The following is a 19,998-nucleotide window of genomic DNA, read 5'->3' as shown; positions in this document are numbered from 1 at the left end:
CTAGACGATAACGCTTTGACTTCTCATGGAAGGTAACGATTGAGCTTTCTTTTAATTGTTGTAGAATTCGAAAGCAAGTTGTCGGCTGCAGTTCTAACGCGTTTGCGATTTCTGTTACTGTACTGTCACTGAACTTCTTGCGACTTAGTAACCTTAAGATTCTAAATGCACTATCTACAGCAGGTACACTATACTTTGCTTTTTGTTTTTTCTTCTGATCTCCAGTAAGCAACGGTGGAGTACCTCCTTCAATCCGCCCCTTCGTAATAATTCACCGGGACTCTCATACGACTACAACGTGATTTCTTGTCGAAACAAACTACCCCTAACTGTAATCGCTTACAGAAAATTTTATATATAAAAACTTATTTTGTCAATAAAATTTAGACGATTTCTTCTTTTATACTAAAGGCGAAGTCAATGACGTTTGACTTCGCCTTGTGATTATTTATGTGTAAAGACTGGTCGACGTTTTTCAATGAATGCACTAATGCCTTCTTTGGCATCTTCGGTACTAAACAACTCTTGGAACATTTGCCGTTCATATTGCAAGCTTTCACTCAACGGTTGTTCTTCTCCTACGTTTACACAGCTTTTAATTCGCGAGAGTGCTTGTAACGAGTGGCGGGAGATTTTCGTTGCGAGAAGCTCTGCTTTCTCCATACCTTCACCTTTTGGTACGACTTCCGTCACAAGACCGAGTGCTAACGCTTCTTCGGCTTCAATTTGAGAACCTGTAAACATAATTTCCTTCGCTTTTGATGGTCCGACGATCTTCGGTAAGCGTTGCGTCCCGCCACCACCTGGAAGTAAACCGAGCTTAATTTCAGGGAAGCCAACTTTCACATGATCTTCAGCAACACGCAAGTCACACGCTAGTGCAAGTTCTAACCCACCGCCTAACGTATAACCATTCAACATAGCAATCGTGGGTTTTGGTGTATTCGCAACCACTTCAAAGACACTTTCTTGATCTGGTGATTGCTGTTGTTTCTTTAAGCGTTGCGGAAACTCTTTGATGTCCGCTCCAGCGACAAATGCTTTATCTCCAGCTCCTCGAATGATGAGCGTGACAACATCATCGTCTTGCTCAAGCTCACGAACCATAGAAATCAGTTCAGTACGTACTTGAATATTGAGTGGATTCATCGGTGGGTTATCGATCGTTACAATTGCAATTGGACCTTTTTTCTCCAAAGAAATCACTTCGTACATCGTAACATCTCCTCTTCAATTCAACGCTCATTGTTATTGCGTCGTATATTATGACCTCAATTTTCGATCCATCGCTCGAGTGACTACGCTCTCAAAATCACATGATGAAACTTCCCGTTCCTCCCTTCCGTTACTTCACAAACATTTTCATTAAATGTTCAGCACTTTTATGGGCCGTCTCGGTAATGTCTAATGGTCCCGAGAGTGAGTACCAAGAAATCGAGTAATTCATCGCACCTAATAAAAGGTTCCGTTTTACTTTCACATCGCCTTGCTCAAACTCTCCAGACGCCATACCTTCTTCAATCATACGGTCCATACACGATGCATAATCGTGCCGGAGTTTCACGACGTGGTATAGCTTCTCTCCAGAAAAGAACGACCTCGGCTTTGACCCAATTTCAAAGCCTGACCTTTCAGTTAATAAGTATTCCATGTGGACAACGATGGCTTTGTGCAATTTCTCGTGACTGTTCACGTCTAATCGCTCAATTTCTTCTGCCTGCTGAATACTCTCACCGAGCAACTGCTTCGTACAATAAAAGACAAGGTCTTCTTTATCCTTGAAATAGTAATACAACGAACCCTTCGTCATGAGTAACTCACTTGCAATATCATCCATCGTCGTTGCATGATATCCTTTTTTTGAGATTAAACCCATGGCAGAATTCATAATTTCATTGATCTTCTTCTCTTTCTTTCGCTCTCTCAATGACATATCATCACACCTTATTGACATAAATTCTATGGGTTCAATTTTTAAATGTCAAATTAATCTTTTGAAATTTCTATTTATTTTACGATCACAGCTGTTTTCCCCTTAAACTGCTCGTGAGCAGACCACGTAGACAAGTGTAAATGAACAGCTATTGGTTTAATTTCAGCCACTCATTTGCGCGATCTCTTAACGCTCGTTTCAAAACCTTCCCTGCCCCGCTTGTCGGTAATTCCTTGACGAACGCGACCTCACGGATTTTTTTATACGGTGTTACTTGATCGTTTACGTAGCCCATTAACGCCTGTTTCATCGGTTCTGTTGGTTGATCGTTTTTCAACACAACAAATGCGACTGGGATTTCACCGTTAATTTCATGAGGGACACCGACGACTGCGACTGTCGCAACTTCTGGGTGTCGGTACAGAATCTCTTCAAGTTCCTTCGGATAGACGTTGTATCCTTTATATAAGATCAAGTCTTTCTTGCGATCGACAATGTATACGTACCCTTCATCGTCTACGTAACCTAAGTCACCGGTGTAAAGCCAGCCATCACGTAAGGCAATCGCTGTTTCTTCCGGGTTATTTAAATACCCTTGCATGATTTGTGGTCCTTTGCCTGCTACTTCACCAACTTCTCCTGTCGCCGCTTCACTTCCGTCTTCTTTTACAATGCGAATCTTTGTATCGTACGTAGAATTCCTACAGAGCCCGCTTTCGTCTTTCCTCCAATTTCTGCAGGGTTCGATGTTAACATCATCGTCGCCTCGCTCAACCCGTATGCTTCCGTAACTGTTGCATTACGGAAAATGCCTTTTAACTTCTCCAATGCAACTTTAGAAATTGGTGATGCCCCTGAACGTACTTGTTTTACACTGCTAAGATCCATCTTCTCAATGCCTGGAACATTAATGAGTGCATGAAACATCGGCGCTGCTCCACCAACCGTTGTAACCTGGTGATAAGTAATCGCCTCTAGAAATGCTTTAGGCTCAAACCGCTTCGCTAATATAATCGTTGAACCTTGCAGTAGCACATTGTTCAAATAGCCAACCGTTCCCATGGCATGGTACCAAGGCGTTACATTTAATAACCTACCCGTACCAAATGGGATTGCATACTTCTCCTTGTCCCCTGGTAATTCATTTAATACGATCGCTTCATCTTCAACTTCCGCTACGCCCCCGTTTGTAAAGCAACACGACTGAACAACATTTGTGACAACATTCGCGTGCGTAAGCATAACGCCTTTACTTCTTCCAGTTGTACCTCCCGTGTACGCAATATGCGCCAAATCGTTCTCCACATCAATGTTAACCGCAACCGGGATGCTTCCTCTTGTTGAAGCAGTTGCTTAAAATCCAAGCCTTCTACACCTTCATCGCCGACATAGATGATTTGTTCAATACATGTCTCTTCAAAAGAAACCGCCGGGTTCGACGTAATGATCACTCGTGCTCTCGCATCGTTTAATTGATGAGACAACTCAGCTTCAGATAATAAGGGGTTTGCTGGTGTAAATGTCGCCCCACTCATCAACGTCCCGTAATAAGCAATAAGAAATGATGAGCAGTTCGGAAGATGTACACAAACGACATCGCCTTTTTCAATGCCGATTCGTACGAGGGCGCGAGCGAACTTCAGGCTATCATTATAAAGTTGTTCATAGGTGAGGTGTTCTTCTTGGTTAATTAACACGAGCCGCTCCCCATAGCGCTTTGCACTGCCTTTTAATATGTGGTGCACAGGCTGTTGCGGATACGTCAGCTGTGTCATCGTTCATCGCCTCCACCGGATTTTTTCACATGAACGTTCACTTACAAGACTCTTCACTCCAAAATGTTAACGCTTACATTTTTAAGTTTTCTATTGCCTTAATCAAAGGTTGTTTCAATATCTTGCCAGTGGCATTTCGGGGAAGCTCATCAACAAAATGAAATGCAGCAGGAACTTTGAAACTAGACAAGTGCTGCCTTACATGCTCTTGGAGTTCTTTTTCACTGTAGGTGTTCTTAGCGTGACTAGACACGATGACCGCTACAATTTCTTGCCCCCACGTTTCGCTGACTCGAGGTACGACAGAGACGTCATACACGCCTTCATGCAACAATAAGACTTCCTCAATTTCATTCGGGGCAATGTTCTCGCCGCCACGAATAATCATGTCGTCAAGTCGTCCTTCGACATACAAATACCCTTCTTCATCTAGATATCCCGCATCACTCGATACATACCAACCGCCTTGTAGCGCCTTTGCCGTCGCCTCTGGACGGTTGTAATACCCTTGCATCGTTCGGGATGTACGAGCCACAACCGTTCCTACTTCATAAGCCGGTAACACTTGACCTTCAGAATCCCAAATTTGAATATCCACATCAGGAAGTGGCTTGCCGACCGATTGAATGCGCCGCTTTGTCTGTTCAGTTGGACGTTTGCGATGTTCGTCATGCACGTCAGATCCTAACAACGTAATCGTGGACAACGTTTCCGTCATCCCATACACGTGGGTGACCGCTGTTTCTTCTGATAAACCATTCATAAACGCTTCAAGTACCGGTAACTGAGCTTTCGCTGACCCGTACACGATGCTTTGCAAGCTACTAAGATCATACTGACGTTCTTGAAGTGTGTCGGTAATTAGCTTCATCATTGTAGGCGCTAGAAATGTTTTCGTAACCTTTACATCTTCTACAGCTTGTAACCACTGACGATCATCAAATTGCCGAAGCATCGCAATGTGATTCGTAGCTACTAAGGATAAAAGTGCATTTAACAAACCTGCAATGTGAAAGTTCGGGGCGTGAAGCAATGAGACCGTCTTACCAATTGAGTTAGCGTTCGGATATACACTAAGAAAGTTAGCAATCGTTTTGTTCGTAATCATGACAGGCTTTGGCTGTGATGTCGTCCCACTCGTAAAAATCAAGTATGCCAAATCATCATTTGCGCTGTGCGTAACAACAAGCGGTTCTTGCTCCACATATACTCCCTCTGCCGAAATGACCTGCTCAATTGCACGACATTGTGTGTGTAAGTCGTCTGCCAACTCACGATAACGACGTTCACTAACCATGACTCTTGCGCCACAATCATCAACCATCTGCTGCAATTCCGCATACTTTCCCCGATAGTTTAACGGAACGAATGTGACATTTAGTTTCGAACAAGCAAGTAAGGAAACGATGAAATGGGGATGATTTGTCCCGAGCCATGCCACCCGGTCACGAGTTTTAATTCCGAGACTGACTAGGTGTCGGGCAAAGCCATCTGCTCGTTGCAACACCTCAGAATAGCGCAGCGCTTCTCCCTCAAAATGGATGAATGGATCATCCTCTTTTGTTATGCTCTCCTTTACTAACGAGTAAATCATTGATCACATACCACCTTTTCTATAAAAACAGTTTCTTATGAAATGATTGTGCCAACACGATTTGCTAAAAGGTCGTGCCATACATGATTGGCACCGACCTTTTGTACGTACACGGAAGATGATTCGAATTCGCAACCGTCTACGTTTCTCTTAGTTGTTCTTGAGCTGTTAACACCTCTTGATTATGCTGGCCAAGTTTCGGAGCCAACCCTTTTAATTTCGCGGGTGTACGAGAAAGTTTGATCGGGAACCCGATCGTTTTCATTGCACCATATGGAAGAATCATCTGACGATCATTGATTTGTGGATCATCGACCATCTCGTCTAACGTAAGAACGGGTGTGACACAAGCATCCGCATCTAAAAAGACGTTCTGCCATTCTTGGAAGTCTCGTTTATAGAATTCTGCCTGCACTTCATGCTTCACACGGCGCTGTACGTCACTCGGTCCTTGGTGTTGATCAATTAAGTCCACACGATTAAGCTTTTCACAAAAGTCTTCCAGAACTTCGGCTCAAGTGCGCCTACCGCAAACCAACGACCGTCTTTTGTTTCATACGTCTCATAACAAGCAAGTTTACCACTTAAGACCATGTTGCCTCGGCTAGGCTCCTTGCCTCCCATAAGAAAATGAGGCAAGAACGTTTGCATCCAAGACACCGCACCGTCCATCATTGAGATATCGACATATTGCCCTTCACCTGAACGCTCTCGTTCCAGCAGAGCGACTAGAATTCCAACTGCAGCTGTTAATCCTCCACCACCAATATCCCCAATTTGAGCGGCAGGGATTTGTGGCTTTGTCTCATCACCGATTAGATTCAACAATCCGGCTGTACTAATGAAATTCACATCGTGACCCGCTTTTTTTGCATAAGGACCGGTCTGACCGTATCCTGTAATCGAACAATACACAATGCGAGCATTCACTCGTTTTATTTCTTCATAGCCTAATGAAAGACGCTCCATCACGCCAGGGCGAAATCCTTCGACGATGACGTCTGCATCTTTAACAAGCGCTAGAAACTGATCCCTACCCTCATCGCTTTTCAAGTCCAGTGTCACACTTTTCTTATTGCGATTGAGGCTATGGAACATCGCACCATCGCCGTCAATAATAGGCGGGCTTTCCCGTGCATAATCTCCTACATCAGGCTTTCAACCTTAATCACTTCAGCTCCGAAATCCGCAAGCATCATCGTACAATACGGCCCTGGTAGAAGACGAGTTAAATCCAATACGTTTACAGATGTAAGCGGCATTTAAGTCCTCCTTATCAATCCACGATTCGTTCGATAATCGTCGCGTTTGCCATCCCATTTCCTTCACACATCGTTTGAAGACCGTATCTTCCACCTGTTCGTTCAAGCTCATTCATCATGCTAATCATTAATCGTCCACCGCTCGCTCCAAGTGGATGCCCAAGCGCAATTGCACCACCAATTGGATTTAACTTTGTCGGATCAACTTTGAACTCTTCCAGCCAACACATCGGCACACTTGCAAAGGCCTCATTCACTTCAAAATGATCAATCTCTTCAATTGATATATTCGCTTTTTCTAACACTTTATGAGTCGCAGGAATTGGGCCCGTTAGCATGAGCGTAGGATCAGAACCGGTTACCGAGCGCGCAACAATTTTAAAGCGCGGCTTTAACCCGAGTTCTTCTGCTTTCTCTTTACTCATGAGTAACAAGGCGTTTGAGCCATCACTAATCTGACTAGAGTTCCCCGCTGTTATTTTGCCATCTTCGGCAAAAGCTGGTTTTAATGTAGCTAGTTTTTCGACACTCGAATTCCTTCTAGGACCTTCATCTTCTGTCATTGTCGCAGTCGTCCCATCAGGGAGTGTTACCTCAATCGGCATAATTTCACTTTGGAAGCCTCCACGGTCTTGCGCTTCCACCGCACGACGATGACTTTCAAAGGCGTATTCATCCATCTGTTCCCGAGTAAATCCCCACTGGTCGGCAATTCGATCTGCAGAAAGCCCTTGATGGATCAATTCGAACCTTTCAGATAATTCCGGGCTAGGCTTCACACCTTGTCTCGTTGAACCAATCGGAACACGGGACATGCTCTCAACACCACCAGCGATGACAACGTCCATATCACCACTCAGTATTGCCTGTGCCGCGAAGCTTACTGCTTGCTGACTCGAACCACACTGACGATCTACGGTCGTTCCTGGGACTTCAATCGGAAATCCTGCAATTAACGTTGCACTACGAGCGACGTCTAAGGCTTGCTCACCGATTTGGCTTACGCACCCTAAGATCACATCTTCAACAAGGCCTGGATCAATCCCAGCACGGTTCACGACTTCTTTAATCGGCAATGCCGCTAACTCATCGGCCCGGATTCCGCTTAATGCCCCCCGATTCTTACCAACAGGCGTACGGACGGCTTCTACAATAACGACCTCTCTCATGAAATGACCTCCTTTAATCTTCTAATTTATAATCCTTCATTCTTTGCAATAATTACTTTCATAATTTCATTTGAACCAGCATAGATCGAAGTCACCGCAGCATCACGATAACGCCTTGCTACATCGTACTCTTCGGTATAGCCATACCCACCATGCAACTGTAAACACTCGTTCACGACTCGCTTATACAAGCTCGTCACCCACCATTTTGCCATCGAGACTTCGTTTACAACTTTGTTGCCTGCTGTATGCTCTTCAATGAGACGATCAACAAATGTACGACCAATTTCAATTTCTGATTTCATTTCTGCAATTTTAAATTGAGTATTTTGAAACTTAGAGATTGGTGTACCAAATGCTTTTCGCTCTTTTACATAATCAATCGTTTGATCAAGCACGATCTTCGCTGTATTAATACTAGAAATCGATAGCATTAAACGTTCTTGTTGTAGCTTTTCCATCAAATAGTAGAAGCCTTGATTCTCTTCTCCTAGCAGGTTCTCTTTCGGTACTTTCACATTTTCAAAGACTAGCTCGCTCGTATCGTTGGCGTGCTGACCAAGTTTTTCCAACTTCTTCCCACGTGAAAAACCATCATACTCTGCTTCCACGAGTAAAAGACTAATCCCTCGACGTGCCGGTTCAGCATTTGGATCGGTTTTACAAACAACGACAAACAGATCACCGTAATAACCGTTAGTAATAAAGGTTTTCTCACCGTTGACGATATAATGATCGCCTTCAAGAACTGCCGTCGTTTTGACGTTCGCCAAATCCGAACCTGTTCCCGGTTCAGTCATCGCAATTCCACAGATCATCTCACCGCTTACGAGCTTCGGTAAGTAATGCTCTTTAATTTCTTCACTACCAAAGGCCTCTATATAAGGAACGGTGATGTCACTATGAACACCAACCCCACCTAAACCACTGCCTACGCGGTTGTATTCTTCTGAGAGCAATGCGTTATATAAAAAGTTCGTGCCCATACCACCGTACTTCTCAGCAACTTGAGGTGCGAGAAATCCTTGCTCGCCCATCTTCTTCCAAAACGAGCGAGGGACTTGCTTCTCTTTCTCCCAATCCTTGTAATAAGGCATCGCTTCGTCATCTAGAAATCTTTGAATCGACTTACGGAATAATTCATGCTCCTCTTTAAATACCGTTCGCTTCATCGTCTCACCTCATTATTTTGGTTGCATACGAATGGCACCGTCTAAGCGGATCGTTTCTCCATTTAACATTGGGTTTTGAATGATGCTGAGTGCGAGTTGGGCAAACTCTGGTGGTTCACCTAAGCGTGGTGGGAATGGCACCATTTCACCGAGGGCTTTCTTCACTTTTTCTGGCGCATTTGCCATAAGTGGCGTTTCAAAGATCCCTGGAGCAATGGTCATCACACGAATACCCAGTGTAGATAAATCTCTTGCAATCGGCAGTGTCATTCCGACAATACCGCCTTTTGACGCACTATAAGCCGCCTGACCGATTTGCCCATCTGTCGCAGCAACGGAAGCTGTATTGATGATAACACCACGCTCCCCTTGCTCAGTAGGACTGTTCTCACTCATCTTCTCTGCTGCTAATCGCAGAACGTTAAATGTACCAATTAGGTTGATGTTAATAATCTTCGTGAAATGTGCAAGGTCATGAACTCCTTGACGTCCAAATGTCTTCATCGCGCCACCTACACCCGCGCAATTGACGAGTACATCGATCTTGCCGAAGTGATCAACCGCAACTTTTAAAGCGCTTTCAACACTTTCTTCATTCGTTACGTCTGTCTTTACGAAAACAGCTTTATCTTCTAGCGAGTCTGCTAACGCTCCGCCCTTTTCTTCATTTACATCTAGAATAACTGCGGTTCCTCCTGCTTCAACAAATTGGCGTACAACTGCTTCTCCAAGGCCCGACGCCCCACCTGTTACGACAACCGTCTTCTTAGCAATCTCCATTTGAATACCCCTTTCATTCTCAAGTAGCAAAATGAGCTTATAATTAGTTAGAATTCTAAATGTTTACTTTTTGAATGTCAAGTTAAGTTTTAGAAAATTCAACTTATTGTCCGAGCATTTGTGTAGGCACAAACATGGCAATCTCAGGGAACACTGCGCGATATAGTATCGACGTTTTAATTTCCGGTGCTACACCTATCTTCTTCATTCATTATAACACCTAAAAATCGTTGGTCATCAAGATTTACGCTATAACACTGAAGGTGTTTGAACCATTCAAAGCGCTATTGTTGTTATAGAAGCCAACAACCATCAATAGAAAAACAGTTATTAATTTCTGGTATAACATGTATTACATTGCCAAACCAAAGGTAATTTCTACTCTACCTGTGTTGTTCATGACCCCCTGTCCGACTCGTGATATGATTGTAGTGTTTAATTTCTTCATAAGAGAGGCTGAAAAACGATGTATCATACCCTTGAAGAAGCATTGCTAGATTTAGAAAAAAACGGTGATTTAATACGTATAAAAGAAGAAGTCGATCCTGATTTAGAGATGGCTGCCATTCAACGAAGAGCGTACGAAGAAAATGGTCCCGCCATCCTCTTTGAAAATGTAAAAGGCTCTAAGTACCGCGCTGTCGCGAACTTGTACGGTTCAGTGGAGAGAACGAAGTTTCTGTTTCGTAAAACGTGGGATGGTGTGAACGATGTCATTGCGATGCGAGATGATCCGATGAGCGCTCTAAAGCATCCATTCAAAAATGCCACAACGGGCGTCTCTGCCGTCAAAGCGTTGCCGATGCGTTTGCCTAGTGTGAAACATTCCAAACTAGAAGAAATTTCTCTATCTGACTTGCCGATGATTAAGTCTTGGCCAGATGATGGTGGAGCGTTTATTACACTTCCACAAGTGTACTCTGAAGACCCGGACAAGCCTGGGATTATGAACGCCAACGTTGGCATGTACCGTGTCCAGCTTAACGGGAATGAGTACGTGCCTAACAAAGAAGTCGGCCTTCATTATCAGATTCATCGTGGAATTGGCGTTCATCAAGCGAAAGCAGTTAAAAAGGGTGAGCCGTTAAAAGTAAGTATTTTCGTTGGAGGTCCACCTGCACACACGGTAGCTGCGGTCATGCCTCTCCCAGAAGGCTTAAGTGAAATGCTATTTGCGGGCCTCCTATCTGGCCGACGTTTCCGTCACAGTTATGAAGATGGGTTTATGATTAGCCACGACGCTGACTTTGTGATTACGGGTGAGATTTATCCTGATGATACGAAGCCGGAAGGTCCGTTTGGCGACCACCTTGGTTACTATAGCTTAACGCACGAATTTCCAGTGATGCACGTGCACAAAGTATACGCACGAAAAGACGCGATCTATCCGTTTACAGTCGTCGGTCGTCCGCCACAAGAAGATACAAGTTTCGGTGACGTGATTCATGAATTAACTGGCGATGCTGTAAAACAAGAACTGCCTGGTGTAAAAGAAGTCCATGCGGTTGATGCTGCAGGTGTTCATCCCCTTTTATTTGCGATTGGAAGTGAGCGCTATACACCATTCCAACCGGTCAAAAAACCGATGGAACTGCTAACGATCGCTAACCGTATTCTCGGATTTGGTCAGCTTAGCTTAGCGAAGTATTTGTTTATTACGGCAGATGATGACATTAGTACACACGATGAAGCGGGTTTCATGCAATACGTACTCGAGCGAATTGACTTATCTCGCGATCTGCATTTCCAAACGAATACAACCATTGATACACTCGATTATTCAGGTACAGGTCTTAATAGCGGAAGCAAAGTCATCTTTGCCGCCTATGGGGATAAATTGCGCGACTTATCCACAAAGGTACCGAAACCTTTAAAAGAAAACAAAGATATCCACAATCCACAACTCGTGATGCCAGGGGTTGTGAGCATTGAACTCGGTGACTATGCTAATGTAGAGGAAACTGAGAAACAGATTGAACGTGTTACAAAGCAATTAGCAAATCATCAAGACTTAGATGGATGTCCACTCATTGTCGTTGCCGATGACAGTTCATTTGTAAGCGAAACACTCTCAAACTTTTTATGGGTCACATTTACGAGAAGCAACCCTTCTCACGATATGCACGGAATTAATAGTTTTACGAAACACAAACATTGGGGTTGTGACAACGTCATCATTGATGCTCGCCTAAAGCCTCATCATGCACCGCCACTCATTGAAGACGAGACAATCAAAGCAAACATCAATCGCTTCTTCCCATTAAGAACGAACTAGTACAAAGCCCCGACCTCAGTTGAGGAGCGGGGCTTTGATTGTTTATGCTTTTTCACCAACGACCGTATATCGTTGATTCACATGCTGTTCTTGTTCAATCTCATCTACGACTGCAATCGCATAATCTTCATAGCTAATGTAGCTTTCATCTGTTGAATTTACGATGAGTAAGTCGCCACCTATTTCATAGGCACCTGTTCTCTTCCCATCTGGGTCAAAGAAAGCGGCTGGACTGATAAATGTCCACATTACGTTCGTTGTGTTTTGTAAAACGTCCAAGTTCTCACTTTGGCCTTTAGCCGTAGCTAATGCAAACTCAGGGAACTCTGCTGTATACATGAGTTGTGTTGTTTTTTGCTCGTCCACATACAAACTTCCAGCCCCTCCAACAACGATCAATCGTGTTGTTGAGCCTTTTAATGCATCAATCAATACGTTTCCAACTTTGACATGTTGATCTTCATCACCCTGAGTTGTGCCAAAAGCGTTCACGACAACATCAAATGGCTCCAAGTCATTAGACGTCAGCTCGAATACATCTTTTTCAATGATTGCGACGTTTTCTTTCACTTTCGAACGATCTCTAACGATTGCCGTACTTTCATAGCCTCGTTTTAATGCTTCCTTCATTATCAAACGTCCAGATTTACCACTTGCTCCGATTACCGCAACTTTCATGTGATCGTCTCCTCCACAACTTGTAATTTAATTAGTTACATGTATTCATCATAGTTACAAGTGGGCGGTTCGTCAACTTGTATTTATTAACAAGAAGCATCTTGTCTTTTTCTACGCTATAATAGGACGATAAGCATTTGTCTTGAAAGCAGGTGACTCTGTGTCGATTAGTAGTAGGTTCTCAGTAGGAATACACATTTTGTCTCTCATTGAACTAAATAAGAATACGGTCAATACATCTGAATCCATTGCAGAAAGCGTCAATACGAATGCAGCTGTTATCCGTAAGATTATGGGAATGCTAAAAAAAGCTGACCTTATCACCGTCCAACCTGGAGTTGCTGGAATTCAATTCGCTAGAGATTATGCGGAAATTACACTACTTGATGTGTACAATGCTGTACATGTTGTAAAGGATAATGAGCTTTTTAGTGTTCATAGCAACCCAAATCCTAACTGTATTGTCGGTCAAACAATTCAAGGGTCTGTTGAGCATTATTTCCACCGAGCTCAACGAGCGATGGAAGACGAACTAAAAACGATGACGATTAAAGATGTGATTGACGACATGAGAAGAGACGTCCAATCATAGATCAAACGATAGATCCAATACAAAAAAACAGCCCAAGGGCTGTTTTTTCTATACTTTTTCTACAACCGATTCTGGTTGTGCAAAGTCTGCATTTTTTAATTTGGCATCGAACACGAAGTTCCCAAACGGGATAATTGCGACCACACTTGCCCCAAGAAACCACTTCAAAGACCAACGCACTGTAAGTGTGACAAGAAATACAAATGACATGTAGAGCAAGAACAGTACACCGTGCGCCATCCCGACAATAGAGACTGCTTGGTCAATGCCGAACATATATTTAAGTGGCATGGCAATAAACAATAACGTAATGAGTGACAATCCCTCAACCAATCCTACTCTTCGAAACCATTTAAGCTGAAAGTTTTTCATATGCGCCCCCTCACTATTCACTTTACTAGATTTCATTTGCCGAGAGAGGGGACAATTCCGTGAACCTTTTTATAATGCCCACTTTTTTTGCTTCGTGAAGTTAACGTTCATCCATTTCGATTGTTTTACATTCGACAACCGATCATACAGTTGCTCCCGGAACTGATCGATATCGTCGACACACGTAATTTTCGACTGATCATCAAGTAAAAAATGAAAATCAATATAAAGCGTTCTGCCTACTTTTGAAGAACGGATGTGGGACTCTTTAATGCCATACATTGCTTCAAGTTCCGTGACTACGTTCTTCACTTGTTGATCGGTCCTAGCGTCAGAGGACATGTGAAGCAGTTCTCGACCATTTCTTCGAATTAAAGAAATAGGAACCGTCATGAAATAGACACCTGCAAGCAATACCATAATCGGATCAATATAAGGAACAAACCAACTAAGGCTTGTGTTTTGCAAAAAGATTGCACTAATAAAACCAACCACAACAGCGAGACTTAATAACGTATCCATCAACCATTGTGCTGATTCTGCCTTTATAAATTCAGAGTGGTGTCGATTTCTTCTCATCACTTGTTGAATGACAAAACAGACGACAAGAGAGAAGATTCCATATAAAAGTGCACTCCCGAGTGCCACATCTCGTCCACCACTAGCCAATGCCATAATCGATGATGATACTGCAGCAATACAAAGAACGCTAATCACGATTGCTTGTATAATGACGACCATCGGTTCGATCGATGCTTTTCCGAAAGGAAACCTTTTTGTGTCCTCTTTTCGCACGTATTGCGATGCAATTAGTGCGATTAGTGACATGAACAAACTAATTATTGAATAGATGCCATCAAAAAGAATCATTTGTGATGCACTGATGATTCCCCAAATAATTCCTATAACGCAAACACAAAAGCTGTGGAAGCGGAAAGAAGTAATATTTTTGAGGTTGTATCCCTATTCATTGTTTCTACCTCTATTTCTCATGACTGAATATCAGTCATTTTTTGTGAATAAATAGAGCCACCCCAAGCGGTCAGCGCCCAAGGTGACTGAATATCAATCATTATAGCAGATTTTCTACCCTTTGTCTAAAGTTTGTTAAACATTGAACAAACTAGTTTACATATCATAGTTATTTTGCAATTACAGATGATACAATGAACGTTACTGTTTTAGGAGGTGAGAAGGTGAAAACGATTCTACTTAACATCCCGTTAACTGTATATGTCATAACCTTATTGCTCATCATCTTCATTAGTCTTTTTTTGTCAACGTTAACGTTCATAGGATTAGGGAATTTCAACACAATGACAGTCATTCTACTTCCATTCGCAATGATGGTTGGGATTGCTTACAATTTCAAAAGTAAAAGCATGAGGAACTGACTGATCCCTCATGCTTATTGCAATACGATTAACTAATTCGCTCATCCAAATCATGAATATCATCTTCATACGTCAATGTTTTGTATTGATTGTAACGAGTAATAGCAAAGTATGCCCCGATTATCCACCAACCTAGTAAAATGACCCATTCATGCCACCCAAGACCAGCAGGCATTCCTGGTAGATATTGAACAGCGAAGAAAATACTCATGACGAGTGCCAGCCAACCGAAGATTGAAGAACGACCCGCTTTAAATGGACGAACCATCGCAGGTTCATTTTTACGTAAGAATAAAAACGATACCGCAACCATTAAATACGCAACGACAATCGTAAGACCGCCTGCATCGACAAGCCAACCGAGCATCGGTGCACCGAAAAATGGACTGATCGCCGACAGTATTCCGATAAACCAAATCGCATTGGATGGCGTACCGTATTTCGGGTGAACTTTCGCAAACCATTTAGGCAACATTTTTGTATCCGCCATCGCAAATATGATTCGACTTCCCCCAATAATAAAGGCATTCCAACTTGTCATGATCCCTGCAATCCCGCCTAGAACGAGAATCGTTCCAAATATTTCTCCGCCGAACAAGTTAACCATCGCATCTGCCGTCGGCAACACCGATTGCTCTCGTTCTGCTGAACCTAGACCGAAACCCACAGCATAGATAACTGCTAAGTAAAACACAATCGCACAAATTAAAGAAGCAATAAGTAGCTTTCCAATTGAACGCGGTTTAACGTTCATCTCTTCAGCCGCTTGTGGGATGACATCAAAGCCAACAAAGAGGAATGGCGTCATAATCATAACCGCCAATAGTCCCGTCGTACTCGTTACCCACAATGGATCTGCATTTGCAATGTCCCCATTGACAGCTCCCCCAAAAATTAACAATAAACCAACGAGCACTATCATTAGTGTGAGAATCATCTGTACGAATGAAGCGAATTTAATTCCGATATAATTGATCCAGGCGATAAACAAAGAGCCTGCTACCCCAACTAATACCCAAGTAAAGTACACATCGTATCCCGTCACGCTGTACATGTACCAACTTTATAATTCGGGAATAAGTACTCTACAACGTTAGGTAAAGCAACGGCCTCAAAAGCTACGACCGACACGTACCCAAGCGCAATCGCCCACGAAGCAATAAATGAACCTCTTGGACCTATTCCACGTAGCGCATACGAATGTTCTCCACCAACTTTAGGCATCGATGATGCTAATTCTGAATAAGTAAAACCAACACATAGCACGAGCACCCCACCGATTAAGAATGCGAGCATCGCGCCAATCACGCCGGCATCAGAAACCCAGCCACCAGAAAGGACAACCCATCCCCAACCGATCATTGCACCGAATGATAATACAATGGCATCCGTCTTGCTCAATACTTTTTTTAGTTTTTGCTTTTCTTCCATAATCTTGCCTCCTTTATATCAGTATAATAAATATTCGAAATAATTTGCATGATTATTTGTTGTACATCTATACAAAAAATGCGTTATACTCGCCTCGAATTCTAGAAAGGACGTATGCATATGGAAACTTTCATCCGCAACGATCAGTACAACGAATGGAGATACCAAGTGAACAAGCTTGTCTACAATCAAGCAACCTTAATAGACAACGATGTAATCAAAGCTGTCCAATCTCTAGCGATTGAGCGAATTACTGATCAGTTTGTATCGCTATCCACTGAACAGGAAAGATTAATTACGCTTACTACTCAACTAAACGATGAAGGGGATGCACAACTATTTTTGGACCAATTAGCCTTACTAATCATCCCATTTCCTGCGATTAACAACACACAAATTACGCAGTTATTCCCCAAAGCAAAGCTTGGTCGCATTTCCATTCAAGAGTCAGAACGGAAATTCTCTTCCTACATTAGCTGGGACGACACCGGTCAGCAGAGACGTTATATCATTGCCTATGTTGATCATAAACATGTCGGAATTGAAGGACGTTTACATACACGCATTGTGCACGGAGTCTGTTCAATTTGTAATCACCATGCACCAACACGGCAATTCACCACTTCGTACAAAGAACGTGGTGATGAAGGAAACTATACGTCGTATTCTCAATACGTCTGTTCCGACACGCGCGAATGCAACGAGAACATTCGTGCACTTGACCATTTGTACACGTTCATTTCGAAGATGACTAAATAATCGTAGCGTTTGAGAAACGAGGGGAGTCCTCCTCGTTTTTTCGTTTGAAATTCCTCCGTAAACAGTTGTTTGATGGGATCTCTCCCCCATTAAGAATAAAAACCCCTTAAATCTCCACATACTTGTCATTTGTAACCTTCTTCAAAAACCGTCAACAGATAGACTTCCCACCCCTTTGCATAAGCTAAACAGAGTTATTTTTAACACGGTTCTCATGCAATTCTCATGTTCTCATGCTACATTCATTTCATAATGGAGATTCTAGTTCATCGTGGAGGTGGTTGCTTTGAGATTTTCACTCATAAAAGCAGTAGCTTCACTGGCATTCATCGTAAGTTCCATCATCGGATTATCGTTCTTTCAAACCGATGATCAAGAAACAGAAACGGTTGATAACATTATTCTTATGATCGGAGACGGGATGGGGACAGATCAATTAACCGCTGCTTCGTATACGCTCGGTGATGGTAGTAGCTACGGCGAGCTTGCTGTCGATCAATTTCCTTCTATCGGTCTCGTTCGAACTCATTCCAACGACCATCTTGTCACCGATTCTGCAGCAGCAGGAACGGCACTCGCTACTGGTTATAAAACGGACAATGGTATCATCGGCAAAACACCGACCGAAGAAGGAAATTATGAAGAGGTGTCGTCCATTTTTACAGAAGCTAAATCGAATGGCAAAGCAACTGGAATGGTCACTACTGCACGTCTTACACATGCAACGCCTGCAGCATTTACAGCCCACATTGATCGTCGAAAAAGCGAAGAAGACATTGCACCACAATTGCTCGATGACGAGACTGATGTCTTATTTGGCGGTGGGCGAACCTATTTTGACGACCGCGACGATAATCGAGACTTACTCGCCGAAGCAAACCAACTTGGCTACGAGTTCATTGAAGATGTCGACGACTTGCAACGAATTGACGGGACAAATAAAGTATTAGGTTTGTTCCATGATAGCCACCTCTCCTTTGAACTAGACCGAGAAGATACAAAAGAGCCTTCGCTGGAATTGATGACCGAAGTTGCAATCGAAAAGCTTAGTAAAACGAATGATGGCTTTTTTTTAGTCGTTGAAGGTGGTCGAATTGATCATGCAGGTCACGATAATTCTCCAGCAGATATGATTCAAGAAACGCTCGCATTTGATCGAGCGGTTCAGGTTGCTTATGACTTCGCTGAACAAGATGAGAACACACTTATTGTCGTGACAGCTGATCATAGCACTGGCGGTATGGCTCTTGGTTATGATGACGACTATCATTTCTATCCTGAAGTTATTCAAAACGTCACACGTTCTGTAGATACATTAGAAGATTACATTAAAAAAGAGAAAATGGATGTTCAAGAAGTGCTAGAAGAATACGCAGGAATTGAAGATGTCACAGAGGACGAAGTTGAACGCGTGGAACAAGCTGATACGATGCATAAAGAAATCGCTACCCTCATCAGTGAACGAGCAGCGATTGGTTGGACGACTCACGCTCATGAAGCCGCAAATGTCCCTTTGTATAGTTACGGTCCCGGCGCTTCTCAGTTTGCTACAACGCAAGATAACACTGAGATCCCAGCAAAGATGCGTGAACTTCTACAGCTTCAATCAGAGAAACGTGACGAATAGCAACGCTTTTATTCTTGTATTGAAACGATGTGTTAGAAAAAGCGGCTATTGTGACGAAGGCGTAGTCACAACAGCCGCTTACAAAACCGTCGACGATTCTATTTGTTTAAGTTTCTTAGTGAGGAATAGAGCATATCCCAGAATATGTCTTGATTCAGTTCCATTGCTACGTGTGCATTTGGTTCTTTTTCTAACACATGATGATAATCAATGACCGTCATCCCGTATGTATGTTCAGCTTTCACTTCAATATCTACATGAAGTTGCTTCGTCGTGAACACTTCTGGATTGATGCAGTATGCAATGCAGCATGCATCATGGATCGGTCCCCCGTCAATCTCAAACACATCCAAATAGGTTGAACGGAAAAACTTCAATAATTCCACAGTAAATGCCGCAACTTCTCCATCAATGTTTTCGATTGCAGCAATTTCTCGATCTTGCGCCAACGCTTGATGAGTAAGATCTAAACCAACCATCGTCAGCTTCGCACCACTTTCAAAAACAACCTTAGCAGCTTCGGCATCGACATAGATATTAAATTCAGCAGCAGGTGTTTTGTTGCCAAATGATCCACCGCCCATGATCACGATCTCTTCCAATTTCTCAACAATCGACCGATCTTTCTTGATCGCTTGGGCGACATTCGTTAACGGACCTGTTGCAACGAGTGTGATCTTCTCTTCTTCACGGTGAATTGTATCGATGAGGTAATCGGCCGCATAGTGTTCTATTGCTTGCTTTTAGGTAGTCGAACGTCTGGACCATCCATTCCTGATGTTCCGTGGATATCCACCGATATGACTTGTTCTCGGACGAGCGGCTCACTTGCTCCTGCTGCCACAGGAACATCGTCAAGTCCAGCTAGTTCACAAGCAACGAGTGCGTTTCTTGTCGTATCCTCGATTCTAGCATTACCACTTACCGTCGTAATGGCTAGTAAGTCAATGGCATCATTTCCTGCCGCTAAAAAAATTGCAATCGCATCATCGTGTCCAGGATCGCAATCTAAGATTACTTTTTTCTTCATAGGAACCCCACTTTCTCAATCTCGTTCCTATTTATTCTAACATGCAACATGGTAGCGTTTACTTTTCATTGCAATACTGTATACGACTAGTGAGCTTATCTATTGTTTTTACAGACTTAAGGATGAAACAAAGTGACTACGCACAACAAAATCAG

General features: G+C 43.0%; 21 protein-coding genes and 2 pseudogenes. 5 read left to right on the top strand and 18 right to left on the bottom strand.

Annotated features, from left to right (window positions below):
• Positions 1-43 precede the first annotated feature (43 nt).
• From JCM19038_RS23465 to JCM19038_RS07975, 11 genes and pseudogenes are all read right to left on the bottom strand, one after another.
• Positions 44-232 (bottom strand): annotated as a pseudogene (locus tag JCM19038_RS23465) (helix-turn-helix domain-containing protein); the annotation flags it as partial.
• 212 nt (positions 233-444) lie between these two features.
• Positions 445-1,215, bottom strand: a complete 771-nt coding sequence (locus JCM19038_RS08015; protein WP_042416502.1) for an enoyl-CoA hydratase/isomerase family protein — start codon at positions 1,213-1,215, stop codon at positions 445-447.
• Between the two features lie 130 nt (positions 1,216-1,345).
• On the bottom strand, positions 1,346-1,933 hold the full coding sequence (locus JCM19038_RS08010) for a TetR/AcrR family transcriptional regulator (protein ID WP_042416499.1): 588 nt from the start codon (positions 1,931-1,933) through the stop codon (positions 1,346-1,348).
• Between the two features lie 148 nt (positions 1,934-2,081).
• On the bottom strand, positions 2,082-2,534 hold the full coding sequence (locus JCM19038_RS20615) for a class I adenylate-forming enzyme family protein (protein ID WP_052361272.1): 453 nt from the start codon (positions 2,532-2,534) through the stop codon (positions 2,082-2,084).
• A 65-nt stretch (positions 2,535-2,599) separates the two neighbouring features.
• Positions 2,600-3,226, bottom strand: coding sequence for an AMP-binding protein (locus tag JCM19038_RS24360; RefSeq protein ID WP_193745081.1), 627 nt, complete (start codon positions 3,224-3,226; stop codon positions 2,600-2,602).
• Positions 3,109-3,708: an AMP-binding protein gene (locus JCM19038_RS24355; protein WP_052361265.1), complete on the bottom strand. Its 600-nt coding sequence runs from the start codon at positions 3,706-3,708 to the stop codon at positions 3,109-3,111. The genes JCM19038_RS24360 and JCM19038_RS24355 overlap by 118 nt, the downstream gene beginning before the upstream one ends.
• 73 nt (positions 3,709-3,781) lie before the next feature.
• Positions 3,782-5,302: a class I adenylate-forming enzyme family protein gene (locus JCM19038_RS08000; RefSeq protein ID WP_042416497.1), complete on the bottom strand. Its 1,521-nt coding sequence runs from the start codon at positions 5,300-5,302 to the stop codon at positions 3,782-3,784.
• Between the two features lie 139 nt (positions 5,303-5,441).
• A pseudogene (locus JCM19038_RS07990) lies at positions 5,442-6,498 on the bottom strand (CaiB/BaiF CoA transferase family protein).
• 80 nt (positions 6,499-6,578) lie between these two features.
• Positions 6,579-7,733: a thiolase family protein gene (locus JCM19038_RS07985; protein ID WP_042416491.1), complete on the bottom strand. Its 1,155-nt coding sequence runs from the start codon at positions 7,731-7,733 to the stop codon at positions 6,579-6,581.
• A gap of 26 nt (positions 7,734-7,759) precedes the next feature.
• Positions 7,760-8,905, bottom strand: a complete 1,146-nt coding sequence (locus tag JCM19038_RS07980) for an acyl-CoA dehydrogenase family protein (protein WP_042416488.1) — start codon at positions 8,903-8,905, stop codon at positions 7,760-7,762.
• Positions 8,906-8,917: 12 nt separating this feature from the next.
• On the bottom strand, positions 8,918-9,685 hold the full coding sequence (locus JCM19038_RS07975) for a 3-hydroxyacyl-CoA dehydrogenase (protein ID WP_042416485.1): 768 nt from the start codon (positions 9,683-9,685) through the stop codon (positions 8,918-8,920).
• A gap of 466 nt (positions 9,686-10,151) precedes the next feature.
• On the opposite strand from JCM19038_RS07975, the gene JCM19038_RS07970 reads away from it, so the two are divergent.
• Positions 10,152-11,960 carry a UbiD family decarboxylase gene (locus JCM19038_RS07970; RefSeq protein WP_042416482.1) on the top strand — a complete coding sequence of 603 codons (1,809 nt, stop codon included), beginning with the start codon at positions 10,152-10,154 and terminating at the stop codon, positions 11,958-11,960.
• A 42-nt stretch (positions 11,961-12,002) separates the two neighbouring features.
• Here JCM19038_RS07970 and JCM19038_RS07965 read toward each other — a convergent pair whose 3' ends face one another.
• Positions 12,003-12,638 (bottom strand): NAD(P)-dependent oxidoreductase, encoded by a 636-nt coding sequence (locus JCM19038_RS07965; protein ID WP_042416479.1) that lies wholly within the window; start codon positions 12,636-12,638, stop codon positions 12,003-12,005.
• A gap of 160 nt (positions 12,639-12,798) precedes the next feature.
• Between JCM19038_RS07965 and JCM19038_RS07960 the strand changes: the two genes are divergently transcribed.
• Positions 12,799-13,230: an Rrf2 family transcriptional regulator gene (locus JCM19038_RS07960; RefSeq protein WP_042416477.1), complete on the top strand. Its 432-nt coding sequence runs from the start codon at positions 12,799-12,801 to the stop codon at positions 13,228-13,230.
• A gap of 48 nt (positions 13,231-13,278) precedes the next feature.
• Here the strand turns inward: JCM19038_RS07960 and JCM19038_RS07955 are convergent, their stop codons facing one another.
• Positions 13,279-13,602 (bottom strand): DUF3817 domain-containing protein, encoded by a 324-nt coding sequence (locus JCM19038_RS07955; RefSeq protein ID WP_042416474.1) that lies wholly within the window; start codon positions 13,600-13,602, stop codon positions 13,279-13,281.
• Between the two features lie 69 nt (positions 13,603-13,671).
• A complete protein-coding gene (locus tag JCM19038_RS07950; RefSeq protein WP_042416470.1) occupies positions 13,672-14,547 on the bottom strand; it encodes a cation diffusion facilitator family transporter in 876 nt (291 codons plus the stop codon).
• Between the two features lie 251 nt (positions 14,548-14,798).
• Between JCM19038_RS07950 and JCM19038_RS07945 the strand changes: the two genes are divergently transcribed.
• Positions 14,799-14,996 (top strand): hypothetical protein, encoded by a 198-nt coding sequence (locus tag JCM19038_RS07945; protein ID WP_042416468.1) that lies wholly within the window; start codon positions 14,799-14,801, stop codon positions 14,994-14,996.
• Positions 14,997-15,024: 28 nt separating this feature from the next.
• Here JCM19038_RS07945 and JCM19038_RS07940 read toward each other — a convergent pair whose 3' ends face one another.
• Both JCM19038_RS07940 and JCM19038_RS24985 read right to left on the bottom strand, forming a co-directional pair.
• Positions 15,025-16,050 carry an APC family permease gene (locus JCM19038_RS07940; RefSeq protein ID WP_307189994.1) on the bottom strand — a complete coding sequence of 342 codons (1,026 nt, stop codon included), beginning with the start codon at positions 16,048-16,050 and terminating at the stop codon, positions 15,025-15,027.
• A complete protein-coding gene (locus JCM19038_RS24985; protein WP_307189993.1) occupies positions 16,038-16,427 on the bottom strand; it encodes an APC family permease in 390 nt (129 codons plus the stop codon). Before JCM19038_RS24985 ends, JCM19038_RS07940 begins: the two co-directional genes overlap by 13 nt.
• A gap of 120 nt (positions 16,428-16,547) precedes the next feature.
• Between JCM19038_RS24985 and JCM19038_RS07935 the strand changes: the two genes are divergently transcribed.
• Both JCM19038_RS07935 and JCM19038_RS07930 read left to right on the top strand, forming a co-directional pair.
• A complete protein-coding gene (locus JCM19038_RS07935; RefSeq protein ID WP_193745080.1) occupies positions 16,548-17,186 on the top strand; it encodes a FusB/FusC family EF-G-binding protein in 639 nt (212 codons plus the stop codon).
• Positions 17,187-17,472: 286 nt separating this feature from the next.
• The gene (locus JCM19038_RS07930; protein WP_052361262.1) at positions 17,473-18,813 is read left to right on the top strand and encodes an alkaline phosphatase; all 1,341 of its coding nucleotides are present in this window, start codon (positions 17,473-17,475) and stop codon (positions 18,811-18,813) included.
• 98 nt (positions 18,814-18,911) lie between these two features.
• Here the strand turns inward: JCM19038_RS07930 and JCM19038_RS24980 are convergent, their stop codons facing one another.
• Positions 18,912-19,490, bottom strand: a complete 579-nt coding sequence (locus JCM19038_RS24980; protein WP_307190000.1) for a nucleoside hydrolase — start codon at positions 19,488-19,490, stop codon at positions 18,912-18,914.
• Between the two features lie 53 nt (positions 19,491-19,543).
• On the bottom strand, positions 19,544-19,843 hold the full coding sequence (locus JCM19038_RS24975; RefSeq protein WP_307189992.1) for a nucleoside hydrolase: 300 nt from the start codon (positions 19,841-19,843) through the stop codon (positions 19,544-19,546).
• Positions 19,844-19,998 lie beyond the last annotated feature (155 nt).

This window comes from Geomicrobium sp. JCM 19038 (genome assembly GCF_000698125.1).
Lineage (GTDB): Bacteria > Bacillota > Bacilli > Bacillales > Marinococcaceae > Geomicrobium_A.
This window is presented reverse-complemented; position numbering and strand designations above follow the sequence as displayed.

What these genes read in the sequence shown, in the direction of transcription:
- JCM19038_RS08015 (WP_042416502.1), bottom strand. Translation starts at nt 1,215, where the DNA reads ATGTACGAAGTGATTTCTTTGGAGAAAAAAGGTCCAATTGCAATTGTA.
- JCM19038_RS08010 (WP_042416499.1), bottom strand. Translation starts at nt 1,933, where the DNA reads ATGTCATTGAGAGAGCGAAAGAAAGAGAAGAAGATCAATGAAATTATG.
- JCM19038_RS20615 (WP_052361272.1), bottom strand. Translation starts at nt 2,534, where the DNA reads ATGCAAGGGTATTTAAATAACCCGGAAGAAACAGCGATTGCCTTACGT.
- JCM19038_RS24355 (WP_052361265.1), bottom strand. Translation starts at nt 3,708, where the DNA reads ATGACACAGCTGACGTATCCGCAACAGCCTGTGCACCACATATTAAAA.
- JCM19038_RS08000 (WP_042416497.1), bottom strand. Translation starts at nt 5,302, where the DNA reads ATGATTTACTCGTTAGTAAAGGAGAGCATAACAAAAGAGGATGATCCA.
- JCM19038_RS07985 (WP_042416491.1), bottom strand. Translation starts at nt 7,733, where the DNA reads ATGAGAGAGGTCGTTATTGTAGAAGCCGTCCGTACGCCTGTTGGTAAG.
- JCM19038_RS07980 (WP_042416488.1), bottom strand. Translation starts at nt 8,905, where the DNA reads ATGAAGCGAACGGTATTTAAAGAGGAGCATGAATTATTCCGTAAGTCG.
- JCM19038_RS07975 (WP_042416485.1), bottom strand. Translation starts at nt 9,685, where the DNA reads ATGGAGATTGCTAAGAAGACGGTTGTCGTAACAGGTGGGGCGTCGGGC.
- JCM19038_RS07970 (WP_042416482.1), top strand. Translation starts at nt 10,152, where the DNA reads ATGTATCATACCCTTGAAGAAGCATTGCTAGATTTAGAAAAAAACGGT.
- JCM19038_RS07965 (WP_042416479.1), bottom strand. Translation starts at nt 12,638, where the DNA reads ATGAAAGTTGCGGTAATCGGAGCAAGTGGTAAATCTGGACGTTTGATA.
- JCM19038_RS07955 (WP_042416474.1), bottom strand. Translation starts at nt 13,602, where the DNA reads ATGAAAAACTTTCAGCTTAAATGGTTTCGAAGAGTAGGATTGGTTGAG.
- JCM19038_RS07940 (WP_307189994.1), bottom strand. Translation starts at nt 16,050, where the DNA reads ATGTACAGCGTGACGGGATACGATGTGTACTTTACTTGGGTATTAGTT.
- JCM19038_RS24985 (WP_307189993.1), bottom strand. Translation starts at nt 16,427, where the DNA reads ATGGAAGAAAAGCAAAAACTAAAAAAAGTATTGAGCAAGACGGATGCC.
- JCM19038_RS07935 (WP_193745080.1), top strand. Translation starts at nt 16,548, where the DNA reads ATGGAAACTTTCATCCGCAACGATCAGTACAACGAATGGAGATACCAA.
- JCM19038_RS24975 (WP_307189992.1), bottom strand. Translation starts at nt 19,843, where the DNA reads ATGAAGAAAAAAGTAATCTTAGATTGCGATCCTGGACACGATGATGCG.